At 48.3% G+C, this 24,976-nt stretch carries 26 protein-coding genes and 4 pseudogenes; 13 read left to right on the forward strand and 17 right to left on the reverse strand.

What is annotated here, in order from left to right; genetic code table 11:
- From L3N51_RS11355 to L3N51_RS11370, 4 genes and pseudogenes are all read right to left on the reverse strand, one after another.
- Nucleotides 1-603, reverse strand: a pseudogene (locus tag L3N51_RS11355) (IS5/IS1182 family transposase); the annotation flags it as partial.
- Between the two features lie 31 nt (nt 604-634).
- Nucleotides 635-826, reverse strand: a complete 192-nt coding sequence (locus L3N51_RS11360; protein ID WP_238027333.1) for a hypothetical protein — start codon at nt 824-826, stop codon at nt 635-637.
- A 276-nt stretch (nt 827-1,102) separates the two neighbouring features.
- Nucleotides 1,103-1,282, reverse strand: a complete 180-nt coding sequence (locus L3N51_RS11365) for a hypothetical protein (protein WP_238027334.1) — start codon at nt 1,280-1,282, stop codon at nt 1,103-1,105.
- Nucleotides 1,283-1,739: 457 nt separating this feature from the next.
- Nucleotides 1,740-1,883, reverse strand: a pseudogene (locus L3N51_RS11370) (IS256 family transposase); the annotation flags it as partial.
- On the opposite strand from L3N51_RS11370, the gene L3N51_RS12625 reads away from it, so the two are divergent.
- Both L3N51_RS12625 and L3N51_RS11375 read left to right on the forward strand, forming a co-directional pair.
- On the forward strand, nt 1,831-1,953 hold the full coding sequence (locus L3N51_RS12625; RefSeq protein WP_255776326.1) for a hypothetical protein: 123 nt from the start codon (nt 1,831-1,833) through the stop codon (nt 1,951-1,953). The pseudogene L3N51_RS11370 and the gene L3N51_RS12625 sit on opposite strands and share 53 nt — an antisense overlap.
- A gap of 495 nt (nt 1,954-2,448) precedes the next feature.
- Entirely contained in the window at nt 2,449-4,104 is a 1,656-nt protein-coding gene (locus L3N51_RS11375) for an AMP-binding protein (RefSeq protein WP_238027335.1), read from the forward strand.
- A 199-nt stretch (nt 4,105-4,303) separates the two neighbouring features.
- Here the strand turns inward: L3N51_RS11375 and L3N51_RS11380 are convergent, their stop codons facing one another.
- Together L3N51_RS11380 and L3N51_RS11385 are read right to left on the reverse strand one after the other, a co-directional pair.
- Nucleotides 4,304-4,525 (reverse strand): hypothetical protein, encoded by a 222-nt coding sequence (locus L3N51_RS11380; protein WP_238027336.1) that lies wholly within the window; start codon nt 4,523-4,525, stop codon nt 4,304-4,306.
- Entirely contained in the window at nt 4,522-5,658 is a 1,137-nt protein-coding gene (locus L3N51_RS11385; RefSeq protein WP_238027337.1) for a thiolase family protein, read from the reverse strand. The genes L3N51_RS11380 and L3N51_RS11385 overlap by 4 nt, the downstream gene beginning before the upstream one ends.
- A gap of 272 nt (nt 5,659-5,930) precedes the next feature.
- On the opposite strand from L3N51_RS11385, the gene L3N51_RS11390 reads away from it, so the two are divergent.
- The 4 genes from L3N51_RS11390 to L3N51_RS11405 are packed head-to-tail and all read left to right on the forward strand — an operon-like array spanning nt 5,931 to nt 9,980.
- Complete coding sequence (locus L3N51_RS11390) at nt 5,931-7,385, forward strand: ABC transporter substrate-binding protein (RefSeq protein ID WP_238027338.1); 1,455 nt, start codon at nt 5,931-5,933, stop codon at nt 7,383-7,385.
- Nucleotides 7,386-7,390: 5 nt separating this feature from the next.
- Entirely contained in the window at nt 7,391-8,215 is an 825-nt protein-coding gene (locus L3N51_RS11395; RefSeq protein WP_255776327.1) for a carbohydrate ABC transporter permease, read from the forward strand.
- Entirely contained in the window at nt 8,212-9,012 is an 801-nt protein-coding gene (locus L3N51_RS11400; protein ID WP_238027340.1) for a carbohydrate ABC transporter permease, read from the forward strand. The genes L3N51_RS11395 and L3N51_RS11400 overlap by 4 nt, the downstream gene beginning before the upstream one ends.
- Nucleotides 9,009-9,980: an ABC transporter ATP-binding protein gene (locus L3N51_RS11405; protein ID WP_238027341.1), complete on the forward strand. Its 972-nt coding sequence runs from the start codon at nt 9,009-9,011 to the stop codon at nt 9,978-9,980. The genes L3N51_RS11400 and L3N51_RS11405 overlap by 4 nt, the downstream gene beginning before the upstream one ends.
- Nucleotides 9,981-10,106: 126 nt before the next feature.
- Here L3N51_RS11405 and L3N51_RS11410 read toward each other — a convergent pair whose 3' ends face one another.
- The 7 genes from L3N51_RS11410 to L3N51_RS11440 form a co-directional block, all read right to left on the reverse strand.
- Entirely contained in the window at nt 10,107-10,499 is a 393-nt protein-coding gene (locus tag L3N51_RS11410; protein WP_238027342.1) for a PIN domain-containing protein, read from the reverse strand.
- Nucleotides 10,477-10,719: an AbrB/MazE/SpoVT family DNA-binding domain-containing protein gene (locus L3N51_RS11415; protein WP_238027343.1), complete on the reverse strand. Its 243-nt coding sequence runs from the start codon at nt 10,717-10,719 to the stop codon at nt 10,477-10,479. The genes L3N51_RS11410 and L3N51_RS11415 overlap by 23 nt, the downstream gene beginning before the upstream one ends.
- Nucleotides 10,720-10,986: 267 nt before the next feature.
- Nucleotides 10,987-11,763, reverse strand: a complete 777-nt coding sequence (locus L3N51_RS11420) for a dienelactone hydrolase family protein (protein ID WP_238027344.1) — start codon at nt 11,761-11,763, stop codon at nt 10,987-10,989.
- Between the two features lie 174 nt (nt 11,764-11,937).
- The gene (locus L3N51_RS11425; protein WP_238027345.1) at nt 11,938-13,530 is read right to left on the reverse strand and encodes a B12-binding domain-containing radical SAM protein; all 1,593 of its coding nucleotides are present in this window, start codon (nt 13,528-13,530) and stop codon (nt 11,938-11,940) included.
- Between the two features lie 321 nt (nt 13,531-13,851).
- Nucleotides 13,852-14,262: a hypothetical protein gene (locus L3N51_RS11430; RefSeq protein ID WP_238027346.1), complete on the reverse strand. Its 411-nt coding sequence runs from the start codon at nt 14,260-14,262 to the stop codon at nt 13,852-13,854.
- Nucleotides 14,255-14,725: a hypothetical protein gene (locus L3N51_RS11435; RefSeq protein WP_238027347.1), complete on the reverse strand. Its 471-nt coding sequence runs from the start codon at nt 14,723-14,725 to the stop codon at nt 14,255-14,257. Before L3N51_RS11435 ends, L3N51_RS11430 begins: the two co-directional genes overlap by 8 nt.
- A 70-nt stretch (nt 14,726-14,795) precedes the next feature.
- Complete coding sequence (locus tag L3N51_RS11440) at nt 14,796-15,443, reverse strand: hypothetical protein (protein ID WP_238027348.1); 648 nt, start codon at nt 15,441-15,443, stop codon at nt 14,796-14,798.
- 352 nt (nt 15,444-15,795) lie between these two features.
- Here L3N51_RS11440 and L3N51_RS11445 point away from each other — a divergent pair, with 352 nt between their 5' ends.
- The gene (locus L3N51_RS11445) at nt 15,796-16,695 is read left to right on the forward strand and encodes a 2-hydroxyacid dehydrogenase (RefSeq protein ID WP_238027349.1); all 900 of its coding nucleotides are present in this window, start codon (nt 15,796-15,798) and stop codon (nt 16,693-16,695) included.
- A 31-nt stretch (nt 16,696-16,726) separates the two neighbouring features.
- Here the strand turns inward: L3N51_RS11445 and L3N51_RS11450 are convergent, their stop codons facing one another.
- Entirely contained in the window at nt 16,727-17,416 is a 690-nt protein-coding gene (locus L3N51_RS11450; protein ID WP_238027350.1) for a hypothetical protein, read from the reverse strand.
- 36 nt (nt 17,417-17,452) lie between these two features.
- On the opposite strand from L3N51_RS11450, the gene L3N51_RS11455 reads away from it, so the two are divergent.
- Entirely contained in the window at nt 17,453-18,121 is a 669-nt protein-coding gene (locus tag L3N51_RS11455; RefSeq protein ID WP_238027351.1) for a maleate cis-trans isomerase family protein, read from the forward strand.
- A gap of 35 nt (nt 18,122-18,156) precedes the next feature.
- Here L3N51_RS11455 and L3N51_RS11460 read toward each other — a convergent pair whose 3' ends face one another.
- Nucleotides 18,157-18,432, reverse strand: a complete 276-nt coding sequence (locus L3N51_RS11460) for a hypothetical protein (protein WP_238027352.1) — start codon at nt 18,430-18,432, stop codon at nt 18,157-18,159.
- Between the two features lie 104 nt (nt 18,433-18,536).
- On the opposite strand from L3N51_RS11460, the gene L3N51_RS11465 reads away from it, so the two are divergent.
- The 3 genes from L3N51_RS11465 (at nt 18,537) to L3N51_RS11475 (ending at nt 22,816) form a co-directional block, all read left to right on the forward strand.
- Nucleotides 18,537-20,225, forward strand: coding sequence for an MFS transporter (locus L3N51_RS11465; RefSeq protein WP_238027353.1), 1,689 nt, complete (start codon nt 18,537-18,539; stop codon nt 20,223-20,225).
- Nucleotides 20,203-20,652, forward strand: a complete 450-nt coding sequence (locus L3N51_RS11470; protein WP_238027354.1) for a MarR family winged helix-turn-helix transcriptional regulator — start codon at nt 20,203-20,205, stop codon at nt 20,650-20,652. The genes L3N51_RS11465 and L3N51_RS11470 overlap by 23 nt, the downstream gene beginning before the upstream one ends.
- A gap of 289 nt (nt 20,653-20,941) precedes the next feature.
- Nucleotides 20,942-22,816: a 4Fe-4S binding protein gene (locus tag L3N51_RS11475; RefSeq protein ID WP_238027355.1), complete on the forward strand. Its 1,875-nt coding sequence runs from the start codon at nt 20,942-20,944 to the stop codon at nt 22,814-22,816.
- Nucleotides 22,817-22,820: 4 nt separating this feature from the next.
- On the opposite strand, the gene L3N51_RS11480 is transcribed toward L3N51_RS11475, so the two are convergent.
- Nucleotides 22,821-22,961, reverse strand: a complete 141-nt coding sequence (locus L3N51_RS11480; protein ID WP_238027356.1) for a hypothetical protein — start codon at nt 22,959-22,961, stop codon at nt 22,821-22,823.
- A 149-nt stretch (nt 22,962-23,110) separates the two neighbouring features.
- Entirely contained in the window at nt 23,111-23,479 is a 369-nt protein-coding gene (locus tag L3N51_RS11485; protein ID WP_238027357.1) for a DUF302 domain-containing protein, read from the reverse strand.
- A 212-nt stretch (nt 23,480-23,691) separates the two neighbouring features.
- Here L3N51_RS11485 and L3N51_RS11490 point away from each other — a divergent pair.
- Nucleotides 23,692-24,259: pseudogene (locus tag L3N51_RS11490) on the forward strand (IS607 family transposase).
- 7 nt (nt 24,260-24,266) lie between these two features.
- Nucleotides 24,267-24,976: pseudogene (locus L3N51_RS11495) on the forward strand (RNA-guided endonuclease TnpB family protein); the annotation flags it as partial.

Consider the following 24,976-nt stretch of genomic DNA (forward strand, 5'->3'; position numbering starts at 1 on the left):
GACCATGTTGTACGTTATGGCCATCATGTAGATGAAGGCCTCGTTTCTAACCTTGGTCTCAGCGTAGGGCCTCCAGTACTTAAGGAAGATCCCGAAGTGCTCCACGTAGGGGCGAAGGTACTTCCATGGACCGCGGGGATGGACGAAGGTTCCGCGTTCTTTGAAGCCCCTGTCCACAAGCTTAAGTCCCCTTCTGGACAGCCTACATCTAGCGTCCGAGAAGTTGGCGAACTCGACCTCAAGTCCGTGGACGAAGAGGGCGGGCGAGACGAGCGGGAAGACCTTGAACCCAAAGTACGACCTCGACCGCTTCTTGGTCCACCTTCCCTGGAACCTCCTTCTCGTCCTGGCCCTCAACTTAGCCCTCACGAAGGCCTTCAACTTCTCCACTTGCCCAAGGTTTACAGCGTCAAGCCTGTACTTCTCCATCATGATCTCCAGGCTGGTCTTCCCTGGAGGTAAATCCAGGAGGAAGGAGTCAACGAGCCACTCAACTCCCTCGTAGAGCGCGCTAGAAGGTAAATACACGGTTCTGCACTTGGCCTCAAGTTCGCTCGCTATCTCCCTGAGCAGGTCCCTCCTAACCCTCGCGAACCTCTCCACGAAGTGGAACAGGGTGGACTTCCCAACGCGTTCACCAACGAAAAGCCTTTATTACGTCCGTGTTCACCAAGTTCACCGCGTCCCTCAGGGAACAACAATACACTATCATGACCACCAGCAACTTGAAGTAGGTGAAGCTCCCCGGTATCCTCCTCTCCACCCTCTCCCTCACCATCTCCACCACGGGCGTTAGGAGGAAAAGGATTTTATCCCTGAAGGGCATATCCTCTACCGGGGAACGGACATCACCACGTATTGTGGTTGGATAATCCTGGTGTTCATGGTATGATGTCCGTTCTCCCCCACTTAAGTATTACGCCACGATTCTACAGAAGTTCTATAATCTCCAAATATTTTCTCGTAGAATTTTTCTCAGTCCGGACACTCTCACGACATGGCCATCTCCCTCAACCCCAACAACCCAGATTACCAACAATAAGGCCATTGCGCTCCTCAAGAAGGGCAACCATGTTGATGCATATGAGGAATTTAGAATTTCTCAGAACCTTCTTCCTGACCCTTCCACATATCTTCTCATGTTATCCGCTTTGGCATGTAAAGGAGAGAAGGATTCTGCCTTGGAACAGTTTTCTAGCTCTCCTGACCTGAAGAGTATCTGTGTGAAGCTTTCGGAACTAGTTAATGACCCCGATCTCACCGACTGCATGAGATCCTTCATGAGGGACCTCTCAAATTCCTTTTGCTAAACATTTTTCTAAGAGCTCTGTTAGTCGTCCCGTTAGTACCACCTCTCACGTCTTCATCTGTGCATTCCACCAGTGCCTCCTTTGAGTGAGGAGATCCAGATCACTTTCTTCATCATCTAGGTTTTACTTGATCACTAAAAATTCCAAAACCTAATTGGTTTAGGTTTAAAATAATCTCCATGAAAATACTTGAGGGGAAAGGAGATACATTGTACCGGATGAAGGTCCATGATTTTCCCGAATTCCAGAACATATTAGTCGAGGCGGATAACTCTTCCTACATTATAAAAAATTACACCAACTCAGGGTATACGGGCGATTCAGGTTTCCATTGGGAATTGAATTCTAGTTTCTTCATTTCTCATTTCAATGTAGGATTAATTGAGCAGTGACGTCATAATCGTAAAGAAAACAGGAAGTATATGGATATTATTCCGTTATTGTAAAAAAATTATTCAAAACGTTGTAGTTGTCAGCGATGGCCCAGACAATCTGGAGCAGCCTGTAGGGCGTGTGGTACTTGCCGAATCTTCTCCTCCTCACCAGGGAGTTGAAGGACCCCACCAGGTCGTGGAGAGAAGGCGCCGAAGTTCCGGAAGAAGGGAGGAGAGGGAGAGGAGACCGCGTTCCATCAATTCCCTGATTCCGTCGGGGAACTAGAGAGAGTGTCTGGAACGCACAAAATTCGGCTTATTTTGATAGAAAAGTTACAGATAAATAAGTTGAATTAAGTGGCGACCTTTATTCCATGGAAAGCCCCAGGTATGACTTTACGTGATTCCTGACACCTTAAACTGAAGCACTGCACTAATTTCACGGAAACTTAGAAACTCAATGGTTTCTCGTTGAATTTTTCTCAGTCCGGACACTCACTCGAGAGGCACTCCAGACCGGAGAATGGGCCTAGCTTGATCTGTTGTGTATTTCACGTCAAAGTCTCCTTAAATACACAACAGTGCGGGTAGCCCCGAGAATTCTAGACTAGGTACAGACTCCGCTCTTCACGATCTCGTGGGACAAGAAGTCTTCCTCGAGGGTTCACATCCCCCATGTAATATCCCAAGCGCTGGACCTCAGACCGTGAGTATACCTCCCTCAAACGCGAAGTCCTTTTAAGTTCCACCATGTTATCATCCCCATGGATTACGCCTCAGCCTTCGCAACTGCCCTGGAGAGGCCAGAGCTCTACTGGTCTCCCTTTGCCTCTAAAATGCAATGGTTCACTCCCTGGGACTCCGTTCTTCAGGACGGCAAGTGGTTCGTCAAAGGAGAGACCAACATAGCCCACAACGTCCTCTCTCACGAGGGAATCGCGCTCATCTGGTATGGGGAGGACGAGAGAAGGGAAATCACGTACTCCGAACTAGCCCGCCTGACAGAGAGAGTGGTCAGGATCCTTAGGGATAGGGGTGTGACTCAAGGAGACAGGGTGGCCATTTACATGCCCAACCTGCCGGAGACCATAGCCTCCCTTCTCGCCTGCGCAAAGATGGGGGTTATCTACTCCGTGATTTTCGCTGGCCTTGGCGAGCAGGCAGTAAAGGCCAGGATCCAGGACCTCTCGCCCAAGGTGGTTCTAACCACTTCCCACACCCAAAGGAGGGGGCAGAAGATCCCCCTGCTGGGAGGAGACGTGATGCTGGATCGTCACATGAAACCTTGGGAAGGGGAATTCACTGATGCTGAGAGGGTTGAGGCCAACGACCCCCTCATGATAATGTACACCTCGGGTACAACGGGAAGACCAAAGGGTATAGTGTTACCCCACGGCTCGTGGATGGTGGGTCACTACACGGTGTTTGACATAGTGTTTTCCCTGAGACGTGGGGACGTGGTCTTCACCACTGCGGATGTGGGATGGATAACCTTTTCAAGGATAATGTACGGCACTCTCCTTCACGGGGGTACCCTGGTCTTCATGGAGGGGGCTCCCGATTACCTCAGGGACAGGGTAAGGAACATCATGATGAGGGAGAACCCGAGGGTGTTCTTCACCTCCCCGACCCTACTTCGCCTGCTCAGGGGCATGGATCTAGTCCTCCCCAGGGTGGAATACGTGGCGACGGCTGGGGAGATACTGGATGAACCCTCCTGGGACTACGCCATGAGGTTCGCTGACAGGGTGACTGACATCTACGGGCAGTCTGAGACAGGATACGTGGTGGGCACTCCCTTCTCTCTGGGGGTTGAGTCAAGGAAGGGATATGCCGGCGTCCCCTTCCCCGGAGCCCTGCTGGAGACCGTGGATGAGGAGGGCCACAGGGTTGAGGGTAAGGTGGGTCACCTAGTCCTCAAGAGTCCGTTTCCCACCAGGTTTGTGGGCGTCTGGAGAAACGAGGCCAAGTTCAGGGAGTACCAGAGGTATGGCGGACATGACACAGGGGACCTGGCCGTGATGGAGCAGGGTTACGTGAGGATTGTGGGGAGAAGTGACGACATGATAAAGATCGCAGGCCACAGGATCACTAGCGGGGAGGTTGAGGATGTGGTCTCCAAGCTCTCAGGGGTTAAGGACGTGTCCGCAGTGGGAGTTCCAGACCCAGTTAAGGGGGAGAAGTTAATACTTTTCGTGGTGGGAGACGCAGATCCGGAAAGGGTGAAGGCGGAGGTCAGATCCAGGCTGGGCCCAATATACGTGGTGGACAGGGTTGTGAAGGTGCAGAGGCTTCCCAAGTCGAGGAGCGGGAAAGTCGTCAGGAGGATATTGAGGGACCTCGTCATGGGGAACGAAGTTGATGCCACAATACTTGAGGATCCAGAGGTGGTGAATGAGCTGAGGAAAAGCTTAACCTGATCCCGTTTGCCTTTCCCTCCCTGTCATCTGGACTGCCCTAGCGTGTGGAGTAACTGTAAAAAGACCTCCAGTTTCTGAGAGATGTCAAGTTGAAAGAGAACTGGAGACGTCGCTTAACAAATACTCCACACACCAGGTCTGCCCGCGTTTCCATCCATCCCTTACCCGCTTATCCCACAGTCTGATTCTTCGCTCCCCACTACTCTCTCGATCCCCCCAGTTCAAGGACCCTGGTGTCTCCGGCGGAGGACAGGCAGAACTCCACCTGTTCCGGAAATCCGGCGGGCGGAACCAACAGCTTGACGCAGTGTAACCTCTTGGTCTCCCTCTCCTCCTCCCTGAAGCTATCCGATCCGCATTTGCATATCCCCCTGGGCTCAAAGTAACCCTTACCGCACGAATTGCACACGTACACTATCACGGCTCATCACCCACCACAGTTACCGTGGCTGAGTTTCCAAACCCGGCCATGCTCAGGGATAGCCCCGTTCTCGCATCCTTAACCTGTCTTTCACCGGCCTCTCCCCTGATCTGATGGAACGCCTCAACCAGCTGGGCCACTCCGCTTGCCCCGATGGGATGCCCCTTGGAGTTCAGTCCACCGCTGGTGTTAATGGGCATATCACCGTCAATCTCCGTGCGTCCCTCCAGGTAGTATTTCCAGCCCTCTCCCCTCCTGAGGAGACCCAGGGCCTCAGCCTCCACTATCTCCAGGATGGTGGCCATATCGTGGAGTTCTGCGAAGTCCACTCTCTCTACCCCGCTAAATTTCATGGCCAGCTCCCCGGCCCTCTTCACGGACCTCATCTCCAGGAGGTCCTCCCTATCCGTTATGTGCGACGAATCCGATCCCATGGCCACTCCCTTGATATACACGGGCTTACCTGTGAAGCTCAGGGCCTCCTCATCTCTCACCAGGAGAAGCGATGCAGAGCCGTCGCTTATGGGACAGAACTCATATTGCGTTAAGGGATCTGCGACCACTGGAGAGGAGAGGACGTCACTCAACGTCACCTCCTTTCTTATGTGCGCGAAGGGATTCCTGGCCCCATTCCTGTGGTTTTTCACCGCAACCTCAGCTATTGCCTCCCTTCTCGCGCGGTATCTGTCCAGGTACTCCCTGGTCATGAGTGAAGCCAGGGAAGGAACGGAGATCCCCACCGACCTTTCCCTCGGGGGCAAAAGTGAGGAGATCACTGAGGTCACGTCCCTGGTTTTCATCGTGGACATCTTCTCCACCCCGATGACCAGGACGGCCCTGGCCATCCCGGAATCCAGAAAGCTCTTAGCAACGAGCACTGCACTGCCACCGCTCCCGCTTGTGTTGTCCACCCTGATGGAAGGGATATCCTCCAGTGAGAGATAGGTGGAGATCAGGTTGTTCACCCCAGATATTCCGTTGAACTCTCCTGAATAGGAGTTGGAGATTATCACGAAATCTATGGCATCCCTGAACTTCCTGATCAGGGGAAGGGAGGACTCCTTTGCCAGGTCAAAGAGGCTCTCCTTTCTCTTCCCGAAGGGTGTTAACCACGCATCAACTATGGCAACCATCCCTTGAACACACTCCACGATGTTTAAATTTTTAACTTAAAGCTTTAATGTAACAGTATCTTTTAGATTCTAAATGACTGAAGAATAAAAAATAGTAATGCAGTATCAATATTATTTCCATTCAATTCACCTAAAACATCTTATTTTTTCTCCAGTCTCCTTTACCTCACGATTCTCTCTATACTTAAAATCTTGAAGTTATATTTATACTTTATTAGTTGAATTTATCTATATATTAGTATGTATAAAAATCACAGATATATTTAAATAACATGGAGTTCAATATGAGGAAAGTGATACCCTTGTTACCGAGAGTTAATAATAAAAAGGCAGCTAGGGGTATAGCCAAATCTGTAATAATAGGAATAGTTGTAGTAATAATAATTGTAGGCGCTGTGGCCGCCATAGAGTTAACAACCCATAAAACGAGTCCTCCCACTGTCACCAACACTTCCACCACTACACCTTCTGTTACCAACACAACTACAACCTCTGTCACAGGAAACGTCACAATAACGTATTTTGATGATCTCTCCCAGTCAGAGGCTTCAGTGATGCAGAACGTGATCATTCCTCAGTTCGAGAAGGAGTATCCCAACATTCATATCAATTACGTAGATGAGGGCGCAACGGACATTGTGAAGAGCGTTGAGGAACTTGAATTGAGCGGAAACGTAGGGCCCGTGATAATTGGAGAGGACAACTTGGTGATAGGAGAGCTTCTCAATGGTAACTATCTAATGAATCTCACACCTTATACCAGCCAAATACTACAGAATGTATCCCTTATTCCATCAATGGTTAGCCTCGTTAAGTACGAACAAAGCGTGTATCATGGAGAGTTCTTCATTCCATTGAGGGGAAACATACCTCTAGTTTGGTATAATGCAACCCTATTCAGGGAGCTCAACCTGACTCCTCCACAGAACTGGTCTCAGCTCATGCAGGTCGCCTCAGAGATAAAGGCTAAGACTGGAGTTGCCCCAATCATGTTCCAAGGCCATGGTGGAGCAAGCACTTACACTGAGCTCTACCAGTGGATGGTCCAGGCAGGAGGTAATCCATTCCTGTTTAATGATTCAGGAGACGTTTTGGCCTTCGAGTACCTCTATAACCTGTCCAGTTACTTCACTCCGGGCTACGTCCACGGATATTGGGGTAGCTACAAGGGACTGCTGAGCGGGGAATATTACATGGTTGACTATCAATGGCCCTACATCTACAGTGTCATGGCTAGCGAAGGTGTAAACATGAGTCACATAGGATTCTATCCAGGTCCTGTGGGACCAGCCAATGGAGATCATCTGGTAGGAGGAGACGTCCTGGCCATACCAAAGGGTGCAACTGACATTCCAGCACTAATAGATTTCGCAAGGTTCCTGCTATCTACGCAGGTCCAGAGAGACTTCATCATATATCTCTCATGGCCTGCAGTGAATCAGCAGGCTTACAATAACCTGCCCAGCAACATAAGTGCCCTATATAAGGCAGAGGAGGAGGCAATGAGCAATGCCTTCTTCAGAGAGCCAGTTCCATGGATAACAGTGTGGGGACAAATAGCTGACAAGGTATTTGATACCATAATAGTGGATCACGCTCCGTACTCTCAGATACCCAGCATTCTGAGCCAGGCGAATCAGGAGATGTATAACTACCTAGCTCAGAACTACAACACTACGGTGGCCCAACAATACGAACAGGGAGTTTACGGACCTTTATACGGGTGAAAGAATTGAAGTTAACCCCTTTTTTACTTGTCCTGCCAGCAGTGGGGTATATCGTTGCGTTCTCTTTTTTTCCCACCGTGGACGCGGTTTACCTGAGTTTTCAGGATCCCCACGGGGGGTTATCCCTACATAATTATCAGGAGTTGACCTACTTCAATATAGGAGGAGCTGTCCTAGACACTGTTTTGGTCACCGTGGGAGCACTTCTCATTCAGCTGGCCCTTGGCTTCCTCGTGGCGTCAGTGTTAAGCAGAGAATTCTTCGGAAAGAAGGCACTTTCCACCATAACTATTATTCCCATGGGCGTCGCCACCGTGGTTGCCGCCATCACCTTTAGTTTCATTTTCCAGACCAGCGGAGGTTATGCCAACACAATTATACACTCCTTATTTGGTACCAATGTGAACTGGTATCAGACGTCCTTGTCCTCTCTCATTGTGGTTATGCTTGCAGACAGCTGGAAAAACACACCCATAGTCTCCCTAATACTGCTCGCCGGGATGTCCTCCATTCCAAGGGAGCTCTACTACTCGGCTGCAATAGATGGCGCGGGTCCATTTAGAAGATTCGTCCACATCACCCTGCCAAATCTCAGGAGTTTCATAGGTGTCGCCCTCATTCTCAGAGGAGTGCAGGAGTTTAACATCTTCGCTCTCCCGCTCATCCTCATAGGGGATCATCCACCCCTGCTTACAACGCTTGTGTATAACCTCTATACCACCACATTCCCTGAAGTAGGTCTGGCCCTTGCAGCTGCGACCGTCCTCTTGGGATTCATCCTGGTCTTCATGGGTGTTGTGATAAAGTTGACAGGAGGTAGATCCACATGAAATGGTCCTATATAGGTGCCATAGTGGTCGGAGCGTATTTTCTCTTCCCCCTTTACGTCCTTTTCCTGCTAGCATTCAATTCGCCCACATTTACCATACTAGCTAGGTATCCAGCTCTACTCCCCATATCGCTTACGTTAAATAACCTTGTGGTATCCCTCCAGGGCTCCGCCTTCATAGATCCCCTAATCAAGAGCTTGGAGACTGCTACTTTAGTGGGAGTAATCACGTTAATACTTGCGGTACCAGCGGGTTACGGTCTCAGTAGACTCCCCAGAACCGTGGCCTATCCCATCCTCGTTCTTCTGCTGGTCACCAACATGATGCCCGCCATTGTCATTGGAATCCCCATAGCGGTGGAGTTCATCAAGCTTCACCTCTTCGAGAGCGTTGTGGGTCTTGCCCTAGCTCAGACCTTGATCACCCTTCCACTGGCTACCTTTATCCTTCAAGGGACCTTCTCGTCCATACCGCAAGATCTGGAGAATCAGGCTAGAGTCGATGGGGCAGGGCTATTAAGGAGACTCTTCTCGATACTTTTGCCCATAGCTGCGCCCGGAATAGCTGCAGCTTTCCTGATCTCTTGGATGTTTTCATGGGATGAGTTCACCTACGCCATTCTGTTGATCCCATTCCATTCAACGTTGCCTGTTACAATCTACTCTGACGTTACCAGGGGAAACCTGCTAGCCGGAGTGGCATTCTCCCTAGTCTTCACCTTACCCGTAATAGTATTAACTTTCGCCTTACAGAAATATCTTAGAGGAGAATACTTGGCAGGAGGGATCAAGGGATGACCGTAGAACTGGTTGAACTGGTAAAGGTTTACGGAACCAAGAGGGTTCTGGATGGAGTGACAGAAAAGATAGAGAGCGGTGAGTTCTTCGTGATTCTTGGACCCAGCGGAGAGGGAAAGTCCACCCTCCTCAGGATCATGGCAGGAATTGAGAAGCCGGATAAGGGTAAGATAATTGTGGATGGGGATGACGTGACCAATAAACCTCCGGAGAAGAGGAACGTGGCTATGGTTTTCCAGAATTACGCGCTTTACCCGAATATGACGGTGAGGGAAAACATAGAATTTCCACTGAAAATGAAGGGGGAGAAAAAGGAGCAGATAAGGGAAAAGGTAGAAAAGGTAGCAGGTCTCCTGGGCATCTCCGAGATCTTGGATAAGAAAGTAACAAAGATAAGCGGGGGTCAGCAACAAAGGGTGGCTATAGCCAGGGCTATTGTGAGGAACCCGTCTTACTATCTCTTGGATGAGCCCTTAAGCAATTTGGATGCCAGGATGAGGACGGTAGCTAGAGGTGAGCTGAAGAGAATTCAGAAGGAGCTAAAGGGAACATTCATATATGTTACTCATGATCAAAAGGAGGCATTAAGTCTCGCTGATAGGGTTGCCGTGCTTCATGCGGGAAAGTTTGAACAGGTTAGTAAACCCAAGGAACTATATGATTATCCTAGAACCAAGTGGGTTGCCGAATTCATAGGAGACTTCCCCATGAACTTCGTTCCCGGGGAGATACTGGGCGAGAGGGTTGAGGAAGTGGGTTTCAGACCTGAGTGGGTAAATGTCGGGAAAGGAGATCTGACCTGTTCTGTGGAGTCAGTGGAGGCGGTAGGAGACTCTAGGTATCTAATCTGCGTCTTCAAGGGTTACGGAATAACGATCCTTTCCGAGGAGTATTATGATGTGGGAGATGAGGTAAGATTCGAAATAACCCAGTACAGGAAATTTAAGGATGGAAGACTTGAGGAGTAAAATTCTTTTTTAGTATTTCTCCACTCCATGTTCTTTTTTATGCGTAAGGAGGCCCTGTGCGGTTTCATCAATGCGTAATGTCTCCTGTAGTCGTCAATTATCCCTAAACTTGAGGAGACGTTATTACTATTTTATTACGACTGTGTCCTTGTAGACTTTCTCGATAGAGGAGTCAACTGTGTAGATCATTGCCCTTTCCCCCTCCGCAAGTGCAATAACATAGCAATCAACTATGGATAGGAAATCGTAACTTAACTTCAGATCACCTGCGCTTATACTTAATTTCTCGTCAATATTTACTATCTTGATAGAAGAGTTCTTGATCAGTGATATGGCAACAGAAGCTGATTCCTTGTCCAATAACCTACCGAGAATGTAGTAGAGCTCTGTTATGTTCAAATAAAGGGTTAAGCCGGAGCCACTTGCTATTATCTCGCTCATGGCTTTCCTATATTTTTCATTTTTCTTTAGAAAATAGTTAACGAAAACTCCAGTATCAATAACTATTTTCTTTCTCAACTTCCTTTCTCCTCATCTCCTTGAGTAATTCTAAAGCCTCTTCTGAATCTGCCCTACCCTCAAACATTCCCCACGCGTCCAGTAACGATATCTCTTTCCTTAAAACTATCTCATCCCCTTTTATTTCAATTTTCAACACACTTCCTTCAGTTATTTTTAGCCTATCCCTAACCTCCTTGGGTAAAACCACTATACCCTTTTTGTGAACTTTAACTTTCATGTGGATTTGTAAGTTGAATCGAAATATATGTTTAACTTATGGGAAGTTTAACTTTCTCACGGTTTAACTCTACTGCCCAGCGTAAGAAATAAGTGTGATCCCCTTTCTCCAAATCCCTAGTCAACATATTACTCAAAACAATTTCGAAACGTAAAAAATCAGTTTTTCTTTTCGTCTTTCTTTTCCTTTTCAGTCATTTCAAGAATTCTAACCCACGTCATGAAGCAATCTTCAATGATTTTCCCCTTCTCCTCCTGGGCCATGTTTTCATCCCAGAACCCTTGTGTAGAACCTCACTGTCCTATCCCACGCGTCCTTGGCTGCAGCCTCGTTGTATGCCGGACCTCCCTCGGTGGCAAAGGCGTGATACGTTCCAGGGTAGATCTTCATGTCCAGTTCCTTCTTGTACTGTATCATGGCCTTCACCATGTCGGGAACTCCTTGATTAATTGCCGAGTCCTCCCCCGCGTAGTGGGCCATAACCGGTCCCTTTATCTTTGCTATGTCCTCAAGTATCCTGGGGTTCCTTCCGTAGTACACCACAGTGGCGTGCAGGGGAACCTGAGTCGAGAGTTGAAATGCCAGTCCTCCTCCCATGCAGAAGCCTATGGCTCCAAACTTAGATAGACCAAGGGACTTCAGAAAGAGATAGGCGTGCTCTAGGTCACTCAGCATTCTATCCTCCGTTGAGGCCCTGTTAACCACGAGCTCTTGGTAGATTTTCTTCTCCTGCTCGGTAAGTCCCTCAACTAACTTAGCCACCGCCTCCTTATCTCCCCTCTTCTCGGGTGGGAGGGAGAAGAACCTTCTCATTACACCTGAAATGGTTCTCTCGTTGAAGATCTCGGAATTCCTTGAGTAGAGGTTTGGCGCCAGGGTCGTGTATCCAAGGTTTGCAAGTCTCCTAGCAACGTTTCTTATGTACTCCGTCATTCCCCAGATCTCGGAGATCACTATAATGCCAGCCTTATTTCCACCTGAGACCAGAAAACCTTCTACCTCTTTACCGTCGAAACTTGGAAATTTAACTATTTTTTCTTCCATACCAAGTTTAGACATCTAATAATGAAAAACTTAACTTTCTGGCAGTAAGAGGCAACTTGGTAATTTTTCCACTTTCCCTGTATGCCTGTCCGAACAATGGGAAACACCCTTAGAAAAAAAGGGGATTGAATCTAGGGAAAGGAATGCCTTTCCTTACCATTTCCCGGGCACTCTTCACGTGTTCTCGCTCTTGAATGCCAGCCTTCCCAGTTCCATGATGGCCCTTATGGTCCCCCTCACATTATTGATATTGATGGATGAGAACTCCAAGGACTTCCTTCCCTTAGTTTCCTTCAAGTCCCTGAAGAACCACTCAATTGAGGAGAATATTCTATCTATCATGTACCTGACTATTCTCCCTGTGATTCCCTTACCTCCAGCTAACCTTGGGGCTAGTTTCCTAGTAACCTTCATGTTGTACGTCCACGCTACGTAGAGGAGGTCCCAGTACTTGGAGGGTAACCTTTCAAGGGCTGGGAACGGATTGTCCTTAATCCTTGTTGTGGAGATGGGAATAACGGGAAGGGGGAAGACCCACGCCGTGAAGTCGTGATCTATTATCTTCTGAACGAGGTCAATGCTGTCTTGGACATCATCGTCAGTCTCCTCCCTGTAACCTATGGTCATGGTGTAGCAGGGGAAGATGTAATTATCGTTCATTATGGCAGTAGCGTCCAATATCACATCGGCCCACTCTCTTGGAGTCCATGGGAAGGCCTTGGCCGGCATGTACTTTTCTAGGATCTTGAGGCTCCCGCTTTCCAGGCCCACGACCGGCATCACTGACCTGTCAAAGCTGTAACCCGCAATGTCGGCCATGGCCTGAACCGTCCTGGGGCTCTCCCTGACTGCAGGAGCGGAGATGTGGGGCCAAAACAGTCCATCCACTCCCATTCTCTTAACCTCCGTAAAGAGCTTCACGATGGCGTCATGGTTCACCCTCAGCTTGGAGGAGCCGTAGAGAAGGATGTCATCTGTGATGAGATCAATGTTTCTTATTCCTCCCCTGAGGTTTACCTCAACTTCCCTCTTGATTGTGTCCAGAGGGATAGTTCTGAAGGTCTCAGGGGTAATGGAACAGAAACTGCATCCCCTGGGACATCCCCTGGTCACCTGTACCTCTCCCCACCTGGTAGGAGCAAGGATGGGAGGAATTTCCTCCACCCTGGGATCCCTTCCCTTCACCATGGGAGGAACCTCCTCTCCGTTGAGGATAAACCTCACCAGGGGAGGTAGGGCGACCTCAGCCTCTCCAAGGAGGAGCACGTCGAGCCAATCCGGTCTATCGCGAGCCAACTCCCATGCACCTGGACCACCCGCTATGACCTTGAAGTTGTATCTCCTCTTCAACCTGGAGATGGTGTCTCCCAGTTCGTCGAAGAATTGTTCCAACCAAGATTTTCCTCCCCCAAAGAGCATGGCCAGCTTGAAGGTTACGGGATCCAGACCCCTGGGATCATGAACTGATATCCCCACGATCTTGGTTTTAGCTGAGATAACCTTCTCCAGCCTCTCCGGCTGTATTACTGCAACGTCAGTTATTCCGTTCGTGACTAGGGTAGCCTCAATTTTCCTTAGCGCGTATGGCGCGTAGAGCGCCTTCCCCTCCTTATCCGTTTCCTCTATTGGCGGGGTGAAGAACCTGTCCATGAAGAACCTAGGAACAAGTCTGGCAGGCATACATGCCACATAACCCAGTACGCTGGAGGGTCCAAACCTCGTGAATGATCCCCTATCTGAGGTCAGGATAACACTCCATCCAGACATGGGTACACATGAACGCTTAAGAATTTAAAGATTAATTAAATGATGTTCAGTTAATCAATTAATTCTTAAACTCACAGTAAAAATCTCTAGCGTTGAGCTAATTACCAATTCTTCTAAAATGTATATGCAGAGTATCTGTGAGAATCGGTAAAGATAGGTTAAGCCGGGACATCGGGTCACTGTAGGAAAGGCCTAGTTCTTGGAAAGCTCTAGGACCTCCTCATGTGCATTTAATGGGCGTTTAATATGAAATATACAACAAATCAAGCTGGGCCAAAATTCAACACTGGTTTGTGCAGGCATGTCAAGGAACTCCTTACTCTAACTCAAGAATTTGAGTAGCTCTCTGGCCGAATTTAAAGATTTTTCACAGTGAGAGGCATCAATAGAAGGATGGTCCAATTGGTTTCCCTGATAATACCTGTAAAGCTTAACGCCTATATACCCTTTTCCGTAATCGTAGAAGTGATCCGCAAGTGTTCTGTAAAAGTAAATTGTGAATAGAGACTTGGTTAACTCTACATTTCCATAAACTTTTTGCGTCATATCATTCATAAAGTCCTTTTCCTTGAAGCCAGTGGGCGGATTATCTCCTTGCCTGCGCATCCACTCTTCAAATACTATGAAGAAAAAGGCACTCACTGCCCTCCTGAAGCTGGAGACGGAACTGGTTTTTTGGCATAAGTCTGTATATATTAGAGATAAAAGATCCATATATAACTCCTCAAACACCGAACAAGGCTTTCTCACACAGAACGTTAAGCTTTTTCGCATGAGGGTGCTTGAACACGATCTTCAAGGCCTCATTCCATTCCTCTTCCCCACAGTCCATCACAACGTGAATAAAAGCAGGCTCATCATCTATTTCTGCCAGACCTACACCTTTCATCTTATCCCCAAACCTATCCAGCAGGCTGGTAAAGGCCCTCAATATATCCACCATCTCCTCGTTGGAACTTGCTATCATGATTCCGAACCTTACGACTCCTCGAAATAACTCAGGATATCTCATGATTAAGCCTGTCCTGTCCAGGATGGATTTTGGGACCGGAACCTTTAGTGCTAGGTTGTCCAGAAGTGGCTTCACTTCATCCAGATACAAGCTGTCCTCAATAACTAAGATCTCCAGGTCAGCAATTGTCACTTCCTTGATTGAGCCCGACGAAATGGGAAATCGAATATCCTTCCGTTCCACAGGTGCGAACGTAGATTCTGAAGGTGAAAATATCGAAATCTGAGTAGCCCCAGCGACCACGTAAATCGCCTCACGTATACTCTACAAATCTATCATACATCAGCTCGAGGTCCTTCACGAATAAATCGATCAATCCCCCTAGTTCCTTCTCCCTGAGAACACCATTAATCACCACCTGCTCGCTCTGCTCTGGGTTTGCCCCTATCTGGATTTCCCTCCACTGAACTCCCCTTATGTTGCCTGATTTGGGGCACTCGTTTGATAAGATCACGCTATAGTAGCATGGGGTTGGGAAGGTGTTCAGGAAGCTCAGGTCTGAGTTAATGCACCTGAAGTGACCCTTAACCAGTAAGTTGATGTCCACCTCACGCAAGTGGATAGGTATAGAGGTGGATCTGGCGAGATCATCAAGGAGGGCTAACTTCTCCTTTATTTTCTCACGTTCAGAAAATTCTGTGAAAAGCGCCCCCCTTACGGATTGACCATGCATGAGATTTGTGGCGAAAAGCGGACTCCCACCCAGATCACCGATCTGAATTCTGGGAATTCCTGTCATCAAAGAGATTCCTATCCCAGGGTAGGCTCTGGGAACAATGGATGGGGTGTCTCCTACGACCTTGAGTAGGTCCCGGTTACCAATTTCCCTCTCCAGTATCACAAAGGTCGTGATCCTTGAGCTTACCAGATTTTGCCAGAGGCTAGGCACCTGTGTTGTCATTACTTGTGTTTTACCAGAAACAATTTAAGTTTTCAAGGGTGAATCAGGCTGGCATGCTGTTCGAATCCGTCAAAGGTTTCGCGTCCTTATTTTCACCTTTGACCGAGGCCCCATCTAGGGATCTTGAGCGAAACACATTCTTTGTATAAGTTTACTTAGTTTCTAGTTTTGTTAAACTTGCATAAATTGATTTTATAGCTTCGTTGAATTCCTTGAAACTTTAAATACGCCAACATGACCACATTGCCCCCAATTTTACCCTATTCAGGGATAGACGATTAAAACTACGCTGAACACTGGTGTCATCAGAGACACGCGGAGAATCTATTTACCCGAATAACTAGATTAGTTCATGATTATTTCCACAGAGAGGTTACCCGAGGAGTGCCACCATCTCCTGGATAGGTTCGGGGTAAGGGACTCCAACCTCACGGACATTGACCTCATGAACGGTGAGGTTCTAATGACATGGCCCTCCAGGGTTTCCACTTTCCTTGAGAAAATGCCCAGGTTGAGGGTGCTCCAGACCTTTTCGGCCGGTGTTGACGATCTTCCCTTTGAGAGACTGAGGAACGTAACCGTGATGTCCAACGCCGGGGCCTACTCCGAGTCCGTGGCTGAGCACGCGTGGGCTCTCGCGCTGGCCCTCGCAAAGAGGGTAAACCTGAGGAGAAGAGTGGAAACGTACTCCCTCAGTGGAGGTACTGCCGTGATTCTAGGAGCCGGGGGAATAGGGTCAGAGATTGCAAGGATAGCCAGGTATGGGTTCTCCATGAAGGTGATCGGAGTGTCCAGGTCCTTCAAGAGACCCGAGTTCTTTGATGTCAAACTTCCTCCCAACGGGTTAAGAGAGGCCATTCCCCAGGGGGATGTGATATTTGATGCCCTTCCTCTCAACAGGGAGACCCGGGGCCTTCTGAATTACGATGTGCTCAGTCTGATGAAGGAAAGGTCGATCCTGGTGAATGTGGGGAGGGGCGAAACCATAGTGGAGGAGGACATTATCAGGATCCTCAAGGAGAGGAGAGACCTGATGTTCGGGACTGATGTGTTCTGGAGGAAGAATGGAAAGGAGAACTTCGATAGTCCCCTGTGGGATCTGGAGAACTTCGCTGGAACCTATCATACCGCCGGCGCGTCCGCCAGCGGTGAAACGTTGAAGAGGGCAATGATCACTGCCTGTGCCAACCTGGAGAGGTATCTGACAACGGGAGAGGCCAGCAACCTGGTGAGGATCTCAGATTACCTCTAGGCACTCCTCTTCGGTGTAAGCTAGATGGATGTTACTCTCCCTCTGTATCAAGCTTTCGGAACATGTTCCACACCACATGGGAGCACGTCCTCACGTTACTGAGCGTGGGATGGAGATTCCACTCCAGTTCTCCATGGGCCAGGAGGTTCCTCACGTTTATGGAGAGTCTTAAGGCTAAACTGGTCCTTTGATCCACAAACCTTTCAGCCCAGCTTAGCAGGAGCCCCTGGGAAAAGGGGAAGACTTCTCCCTTAACCCTAACCCTGTATTTGCTCCAGCCCTTTTTCCTTATGTAAAGTTTTAGCTTCCTGTAATCCACTCCCCCGACCTTGACCTTCCTTTTTCCATACCTTATGGTCACCTTCTCACCCATCCACGCGGAGTAAAGGCTCCTGAGCCCCATCTCCAGGATCAGGTAGCTCTCCAGTGTTGCCAGATCATTTAGCCCGCACTCCATGAGCCTCATTGCATAGTCCTGTGCCTTCATCACCTTTTCCGGGAGTTCCTGGTGGATCTCACCATCCCCCAGGATGAGGTAAGGAATATTTGCGAGGTAGACTCCCACGACATCTCTCCTTCTGGAGACCTTGATCACTTCATCCCTTATCCTAACTCTTCCCCTCTCGTAATCCAGGTTTTCCAGCGCCTCCTCAAGAATTTCGTCGTCACCCTTCTTCCTGTACTGAAAGAATTCATTGGTAACCTGGATCAGACTTTTCACGAATGACTTTTTTCTTCAGCGGATTTAAACCCGAGTATGCCCGGAGGAAGAGGTAGAATTGGGGTCATTGTCCCTGCAAATAACGCATCCCTGGAATACGATCTCTGGAGGATGAGTCCTGAAGGAGTCACGGTTCACTCCACCAGGACGAGGCCCACGAGGGGATGTGAACCCACCGACCCGGAGGAGTTTAAAAGGGAACTGTCCCTGGCATATGACCTTTTACGCGAGGTATCGGACGTGGTAATTTACGGTAGAACCTATGGCACCCACAGGCACGTGTCATACATCAAGGAAGTTGCAGACCTTGTGATTCCAGAGGAGGCTGTGGAGAAAGTTTTGCGAAAACTTGGGGTAAGGAGGATCTGGATAGGCACCCCCTACGTTAAACAGAGAACCCTAGAGGAAGTGGAATACTGGAGATCCAGGGGGTTCCAGGTGACCGGATACGACGGACTTAATAAGGTAAAGGGCGTGGACATATCCAACACCAATACCTTCACCATTTACAGACTAGTGAAGAGGCATCTCGCTGAGGTTGTGCAGGCGGAGGCGGTTTACATAGCGTGCACTGCTCTTGCTACCTACGACGTGCTGAGCTATCTTCATGAGGACCTAGGCATGCCAGTCATCTCCGAAAACTCCGGAGCAATGTTTGAAGCTCTGGAAAGGTTGAAAATCTCCCACAGAATTCCAGGAATATGACCAGGACGAGAAGGCGACGGAAAAGACTGAAAAACTTAGAGTAACTTGTGCTCATACTTGGTTACGGGACTTATCATTTTCACTTTCCAGGTTATCCCCATCTGACTCGCAACATTTGCAAGATCCTGCATGCTGGGTACGTCCCATTCGCAGACCGCCGTTTTGTTTGCCTCATCTACGTTAAGCTTCTCTAGCTTAAATCCCTTGGGAAGTTTCTTTCCCTTAGCCATGTCCACGAGCCCATTGAAAAACTTCAGGGCCTGATCCTTTTGCGTATCATCCCACTCATGTATTACGTAAACCTTTGTCATAGATATAATATTAAATTCATAAGATATAAGATTTTCTACCCTAGGTTCAATGAATTCAATCCCTTAGCAAAAAGATTAAATAGTTAATAGTTAGTAGTTTAACTATGCAGTACAAATGGATCGCCTTGAGTAACACCACGTTGGGGGTGCTGATGGCAACGATAAATGGCACCATCACCATCATCTCCCTTCCGGCAATATTTCGTGGAATAGGGATAAATCCCCTGGCTCCCTCATCATTCCAGTACCTTCTCTGGATTCTCATGGGTTACAACGTGGTGACAGCCACCTTACTTCTCTCATTCGGAAGGCTGTCAGATATGTACGGAAGGGTCAGGTTATACAACCTAGGCTTCCTGGTGTTCACCGTGGGATCAATCCTGTTATCCCTGACCTTTGGTAGCGGAGACGTGGCGGGGCTCGAGCTGGTAATATTCAGGATAATTCAGGGGATTGGAGGGGCCTTCCTGATGGCCAACAGCGCTGCCATTCTGACAGATGTTTTCCCCATGAACGAGAGGGGAAGAGCGCTGGGGATAAACCAGGTTGCTGCCTTGGCCGGTTCCCTCATAGGTCTCATTCTGGGTGGGATACTCTCGGTCATCAACTGGCGTTACGTTTTCTTGGTGAGCGTTCCAGTGGGAGTTTTTGGGACGGCCTGGAGTTACCTGAAACTCAAGGAGACCAGTGCTAGGAACAGGGAGGGCATAGATTGGATAGGGAATGCAGTGTTCGGTGCTGGCCTCATCCTGGTGTTAATTGCCATGACCTACGCGCTCATGCCCTATGACTCCGCGCAGACCGGATGGGGAAATCCCCTCGTTATAGCCTCCATGGTTGCGGGGGTGGGACTCCTGACGTCATTTCCCTTCGTGGAGACGAGGGTCAAGTACCCCATGTTCAGAATGGAGTTATTCAGGAACAGAATGTTCACGGCTGCGAACTTCGCCGGATTTCTGAGATCCATAGGTTACGGCGGTCTTATGATAATGATAGTGATCTTCCTTCAAGGAATATGGCTTCCCCTTCATGGATACTCCTATTCCGAAACGCCGTTCTGGGCAGGGATCTACACAATACCCCTGATGGTGGGCTTTGTGAGTGCCGGTCCCGTTAGCGGTTGGCTTTCCGACAGGTACGGGTCGAGAGGTCTGGCCACCGCAGGCATGATCCTGGTCGGTGCAGGGTTTCTGGCCCTGACCACTTTACCCTACAATTTCAGTTATCCAGTATTTGGCGCTATAATTTTCATGATGGGAGTGGGGAACGGTATGTTCGCGTCCCCCAACACGTCCTCCATAATGAGCAGTGTACCCGCAAAGCACAGGGGAGCAGCATCGGGGATGAGATCGACCCTACAGAACACCGGGCAAACCGTGAGCATTGCCATATTCTTCACCATAGTGATACTCTCCCTCAGCTCGTCTCTGGGACCTTCACTGTCTCACGCCCTGGCGCAGGCTGGAGCCCCACAGCTATCTCCCTACGTGCAGAAAGTTCCGGTGACTGGGGCCCTCTTTGCAGCCTTTCTAGGATATGACCCGGTGAAGGCCCTACTGGGGACATTACCACCGTCAGTGGCCTCTCAAATTCCTGGTAACGCCATCTCCATTATGGAGCAGAGAACCTGGTTCCCGAGTGCCATAGCCCCCAGCTTCATGCTGGCCTTGAGGGAAACGTTCTACTTCGGGGCTGCGCTGTCCTTCGTGGCGGCCCTAGCCTCAGCGTTGAGGGGAAAAGCTAAAATCCCGGGGGAGGTTGTCCAATATGATGCAGAGAAAACTAGACGTTGAAGTGCTTGTGAGGATCTCCAGGGTTTACAGGGCAGTGAAGAGGGAGTTCAACAGGAGGCTGGAGTCGCACGGGCTTAACTACATAGACTTCCTCATTCTCATGACCGTTAAGGAATCCCCGAAGTCCATGGTCTACTTAGCCAAGGAGGTACTCATGACCCAGGCTGGGATAACTGCCGCCATAGACAGGCTGGAGGAAAAGGGACTGGTGAAGAGGGAGAGGGACAGGGAGGACAGGAGAATCATCAATGTGCAGATAACGGACCTTGGAGTGAAGGCCACAGAGGAGGCAATGCAGATCTACGAGGAGATGGCCTCGGAGCTAATGAAGGATTTGAGCGTGGAGGAAAAGGAGAGATTAATAGCCCTACTTGATCTGGTTCAGGATAAAATCGTGAAACAGGAAAAGTTGGCCCAATCCGGTTAGCGGGGCGCTGAATCCCACTTTGGTTATGGGTGCACGCTTCTACAGAGGCGCTTTCAAGTTACGTAATCCCTTCACCAAGGTGACTATCCATGCGGGAAATTTTATGGGAGTTGACCGGAGAGGGATACCTCCATCATGGGCCAGAACGCTAGGACCCCTCTACTTGACCGTGGTTTTACCCTTCAGCCAATTCGCACGTAAACTTGATTTATTTAGTTATATATTTTCCAGAAATCTAAATTAAATGCAAAATTTAAAACTTGATGAGACGAGATCTATATGGATTTGGATGGATGACCAGATCCTGCTGTATTTCTCAATATTTTATATTATAGCCATGATGTCGATTGATTTTTGGATATTTGGTTATATCCTGAGAAGGGAATTCGTAAATTTAAGAGCTCTTCTCTTCCTTCTCTCAGTTACCCTGATCATGGCCACTGAGAGCGTAGCGATTGCTTGGATAGGAGTATTGCACGGTTCACTGCTGGTGGAACCGGTGGCCTTGACGTTTGCTCTTGTTCCCTCCCTACTCTCCTCCTTCGTGAAGCCCGAGAGGATAAACATCAGGAGAAACCTCAAGGTTTCAGTGGTATTGTCCCTGGTCCTGCTTTTCGATGAGCTTTCCATGGGATTCTTATACGGTTCCTTCACTCCCGAACCTAATCCCATCCTTACCGCAGTTGAGAACCCTGCCTTTGGACTCATGATGCTGGGCGATGGAATATATTTCATGGCCGTCTCCAGGAGGAAAAACGTGCTGGAGTGGTCCCTGACCACCTTCGCGCTCTCCATGGCATTCATGCCCTCCCTGTACAGGATCGGTAAAGTGGAATTGGTAACCTCCCTGGTATCCTCAGCTATCATGATAGTGAACATTGTAATGCTTTACGTCGTGGAGATGAGGCAACCAACCCTGAGGGGACAGTTGGTCTCCATAACCCTTGCGCTCTTCGATTTCGTCATGATGATGGGTCTATCCTTTTTCGCTCTAAATGATCTTTATCTCATTACCTTTGCCATGGTGATTTCAATGGCCTGGTACTTCCTGCTCATCTTTTACGATCTTCCCTCATCAAGAATACAAATGAAGTTAAGGTATCCATTCATCTTCCTGGTCCTTGTGAACATGGCCGAGTTAACAATGGGATTCGGGGAGAGCGTTTTAGGTTTCAATTTAACAAATCAGATCTTCTCCGGCCAATCCGTGTTAACGCACGGCATGATGCACATGAGGTCTCCCTTCACCAATCCTCTCTGGTGGCTATTCCCCGTGAATCCTCTGGCCATGACGGAGATGTATCTTCATGCGAACTTTCTGATATCCCTTTTCATGACTCCTTTCATGCTAGTGATGACCACTACCATGTCTCCCTTTTACGTGATCATGATGGGAGCAGAGATGTCGTTCCTGGTGTATCAGAGGTATAAGAGCGTCAGAACTGGATATCTCAGAAGCTGGACCCTCGCAATACTTGCAGGCATTCCCATTTTTGTGGTGCTGATTCCCTATTACACCAGTTTCTACGTGTTTGGAATGAGCGGGATGATATTCCCAGTAACGCTCAGTGGCTTTATCCTCTCCCTAGGAGTAATAGTGGTTGCCTCCATCCTATTTGGCAGAGGAAGTTACTGCAACCTTGTCTGCATGTCTGCGCATATGTTCTCCAACGTCTTCTACGAGCAATTTCAGGTCAAGGGTTCATCCAAGATCTGGGACTACCTCAGGTGGGTGTTCATGGTTCCCATGTTCCTGTTCTTTGGGCTTTACATTATGCAGGAACTACATCGCATCACTCTCCCCTTCAATCCTCTGAACTTCTACGGAATGTTCACCCTTAACTACGTGTGGTGGTTCTTCTATTTCCTAACTCCAGTGTTCGGAACATACGCCTGTGCCAGACAGGGATGGTGCGGTTTCGGAACCTTCACCGGAATTTTCAACAAGGTGTTATTCAGGATAAGGGCCAAGGATCTCGATACGTGCAGAACCTGTACCACGAGAAATTGCGATTCCTCATGTCCTGTTAAGATTCCAGTGAGTAAGGACATACTTGATAGGGGATACACCAACAGGATAAGTTGCGTGGGATGTGCCAGATGCGTGGATGCTTGTCCCAACGAAAACCTTGAGGTTAGAAACCTTCTCACGTTACACAGGTAAAAAATTACGAGAAGTACATCATGGGATCCTCGTATTTCCTTTTCCTCATTGAATTGTAGTACTCTGGGTACTCAACCTTGAGGAATTCATCGGGCATCTTTGCCATGTCGTAAGGGGTTTCCTTTCTTCCAAGTAGCTTAATCATCTTATCACCTAGTTTATTCTTGTACTGTAATGTTTAAAAAGTTACTGTGACGCTTTAAGCAGATTTAGATCTAACTCGGAAGATAAAGTATTCTAGGATTCCGTAGAAAATATTTATATTAATGAAAAATGAACCCACCTGGAAAGGGGTCACTGTACGTTAACCACGTTGTCCATGAAGGCGTCCATTTTCTTCAGGACCTCCTCGTTGGTTATACCGAATCTTTTACCTATCTCGCTGGGCAACTCATAGAGAACAAAGGTCTTCCCCTCGGAGCTCCAGATAGCCAGTCTCAGGGGCAACTCGTAGGCAATTTCCCTATTCTCCTGCATGAGGAGGGTACCAATCCTGGGATTTCCAAAGATCAGTACCCTGGTGGGCTCAAGTTTCAGGCCCACCTTTTCAGCGTTAAGGGCGTGATCTATTTCAGCGAAAATGTCCGCGCCAAGGCTCCTGATCTTCTCCCTTATCCTAGAAAGAATCTGATCCATGGGGATGGAGAACTCTCTCTTGATCATAAGGATCGAGTGAAGGAGACCGAGACTATTTTTAAGTTTTTACCCATTTTCACACTCTCGTGGTGAGCGGTGGGTGATGTTGACCATGGCTCCTAGGCACTCTAAGGATGAGGGTAGCTAGGCCCGCTGGGCGTCTGGTGAACATATACGCCGTTGAAAACTGTTTCTATTAAAGCGTGAAGTTTAAATACTTTGTATACAAATCAAATACAATGCTGAGGCCCAGGGAAGTGTGCCAGAGACTGGGAATCTCCTACAGAACGCTGCAGGAATACGTGAAAAAAGGGTACATAAAACCAGAGAGATTGCCATCTGGGAAAATGAGATTTAGAGAAGAGGACGTTGAGAGATTGGCAGGAATAATAAGGAAAAAGAAAGTGGTACTTTACGCCAGGATCATCAGACGCACACAATGACCTGGTGAATCAAGTGAACTACTTGAAGGAAAGGGTTCCGGAACACGACCTCGTTATCACTGATATGGGATCTGGATTGAACATGAGGAGAAAAGGGTTCCAGAAACTACTCAGAATGATACTAAACAACGAGGTAAACAAGGTTGTCGTGGCTTATCCAGATAGATTGGTGAGATTCGGATTTGAGATACTTGAGGAGGTGTGCAGGGCACACGGTTGCGAGATAACAGTCCTCGAAAAAGAGGATACACCAGAACAGGAACTAATCGAAGACTTGATCAGTATCCTAGTCTCGTTCTCTGGCGGAATGAGAGGTCATGAGTATGAAAAGGTGAAGAAATGTGTTGAGGAACTTAAGAATTAAAACGTTCATGCCACAAGAAAAAGAATACATACATTTAACGTATGCGATAAGAAATGAGGAGGAGAGGAGCAAAGAACTAATTCGTGCCTACGTGAACTTACTAAATAAGGGAATAAAGTACGTGTTCAGCAAAGTTAACGTGAAGAATGGAAGAGTCGAGCTACCAAAAAAGAAGGAAATATACAGGGAGTTGAGAGAGTACCTAATGAGCCAAAACGCCCAAGGACTGGCAAAACACTACGTCGATCAAGCTATTCACGACGTGTACTCTATCCTTGACTCCTGGAGAAGGAGATTTGAGAAGGGGAGAAGCAAGTTCAAACCACCGCTTGTGAGGAAGGGTTACGTGAGGGTGAAAACCACGTTGAGGAAAGTTGTTGGTAGAAGTGTTAGGATAACCGTGAAACCACACGAATACATCAGATACTCATGGGATAGAAGTTGGTTCTCTAAGAGGGTTGAGGGAATGGAGTTAACAGAACCGGTGATCAAGGAGGATAAAGTGTACTTAGTGTTCAGGAAGGAATTGTCAATGACAACTCCCCTCGATGCTGTTTCATTTGATTCCAATCTCTTCTCACTAGACGGTTACGATGGCGAGAAGTTTATCACAATCTCTATGAAGCAACTCTACTCCTTAAAGTATGTCATGCAAATCAAGAGGGCTAAGGTACAGTCAGTTGCCTCTAGAAAGTTGAAGGGTGGCAAGAGGATGAC

This window comes from Metallosphaera javensis (ex Hofmann et al. 2022), assembly GCF_022064045.1.
Classification (GTDB): domain Archaea; phylum Thermoproteota; class Thermoprotei_A; order Sulfolobales; family Sulfolobaceae; genus Metallosphaera; species Metallosphaera javensis.

Bases quoted from the DNA above. Each gene is read 5' to 3' on its own strand.
- L3N51_RS11360 (WP_238027333.1), bottom strand. From the start codon at position 826: ATGCCCTTCAGGGATAAAATCCTTTTCCTCCTAACGCCCGTGGTGGAG.
- L3N51_RS11365 (WP_238027334.1), bottom strand. From the start codon at position 1,282: ATGAAGGATCTCATGCAGTCGGTGAGATCGGGGTCATTAACTAGTTCC.
- L3N51_RS11375 (WP_238027335.1), top strand. From the start codon at position 2,449: ATGGATTACGCCTCAGCCTTCGCAACTGCCCTGGAGAGGCCAGAGCTC.
- L3N51_RS11385 (WP_238027337.1), bottom strand. From the start codon at position 5,658: ATGGTTGCCATAGTTGATGCGTGGTTAACACCCTTCGGGAAGAGAAAG.
- L3N51_RS11390 (WP_238027338.1), top strand. From the start codon at position 5,931: ATGGAGTTCAATATGAGGAAAGTGATACCCTTGTTACCGAGAGTTAAT.
- L3N51_RS11400 (WP_238027340.1), top strand. From the start codon at position 8,212: ATGAAATGGTCCTATATAGGTGCCATAGTGGTCGGAGCGTATTTTCTC.
- L3N51_RS11405 (WP_238027341.1), top strand. From the start codon at position 9,009: ATGACCGTAGAACTGGTTGAACTGGTAAAGGTTTACGGAACCAAGAGG.
- L3N51_RS11415 (WP_238027343.1), bottom strand. From the start codon at position 10,719: ATGAAAGTTAAAGTTCACAAAAAGGGTATAGTGGTTTTACCCAAGGAG.
- L3N51_RS11420 (WP_238027344.1), bottom strand. From the start codon at position 11,763: ATGGAAGAAAAAATAGTTAAATTTCCAAGTTTCGACGGTAAAGAGGTA.
- L3N51_RS11425 (WP_238027345.1), bottom strand. From the start codon at position 13,530: ATGTCTGGATGGAGTGTTATCCTGACCTCAGATAGGGGATCATTCACG.
- L3N51_RS11440 (WP_238027348.1), bottom strand. From the start codon at position 15,443: ATGACAACACAGGTGCCTAGCCTCTGGCAAAATCTGGTAAGCTCAAGG.
- L3N51_RS11445 (WP_238027349.1), top strand. From the start codon at position 15,796: ATGATTATTTCCACAGAGAGGTTACCCGAGGAGTGCCACCATCTCCTG.
- L3N51_RS11455 (WP_238027351.1), top strand. From the start codon at position 17,453: ATGCCCGGAGGAAGAGGTAGAATTGGGGTCATTGTCCCTGCAAATAAC.
- L3N51_RS11460 (WP_238027352.1), bottom strand. From the start codon at position 18,432: ATGACAAAGGTTTACGTAATACATGAGTGGGATGATACGCAAAAGGAT.
- L3N51_RS11465 (WP_238027353.1), top strand. From the start codon at position 18,537: ATGCAGTACAAATGGATCGCCTTGAGTAACACCACGTTGGGGGTGCTG.
- L3N51_RS11470 (WP_238027354.1), top strand. From the start codon at position 20,203: ATGCAGAGAAAACTAGACGTTGAAGTGCTTGTGAGGATCTCCAGGGTT.
- L3N51_RS11475 (WP_238027355.1), top strand. From the start codon at position 20,942: ATGGATGACCAGATCCTGCTGTATTTCTCAATATTTTATATTATAGCC.
- L3N51_RS11480 (WP_238027356.1), bottom strand. From the start codon at position 22,961: ATGATTAAGCTACTTGGAAGAAAGGAAACCCCTTACGACATGGCAAAG.
- L3N51_RS11485 (WP_238027357.1), bottom strand. From the start codon at position 23,479: ATGATCAAGAGAGAGTTCTCCATCCCCATGGATCAGATTCTTTCTAGG.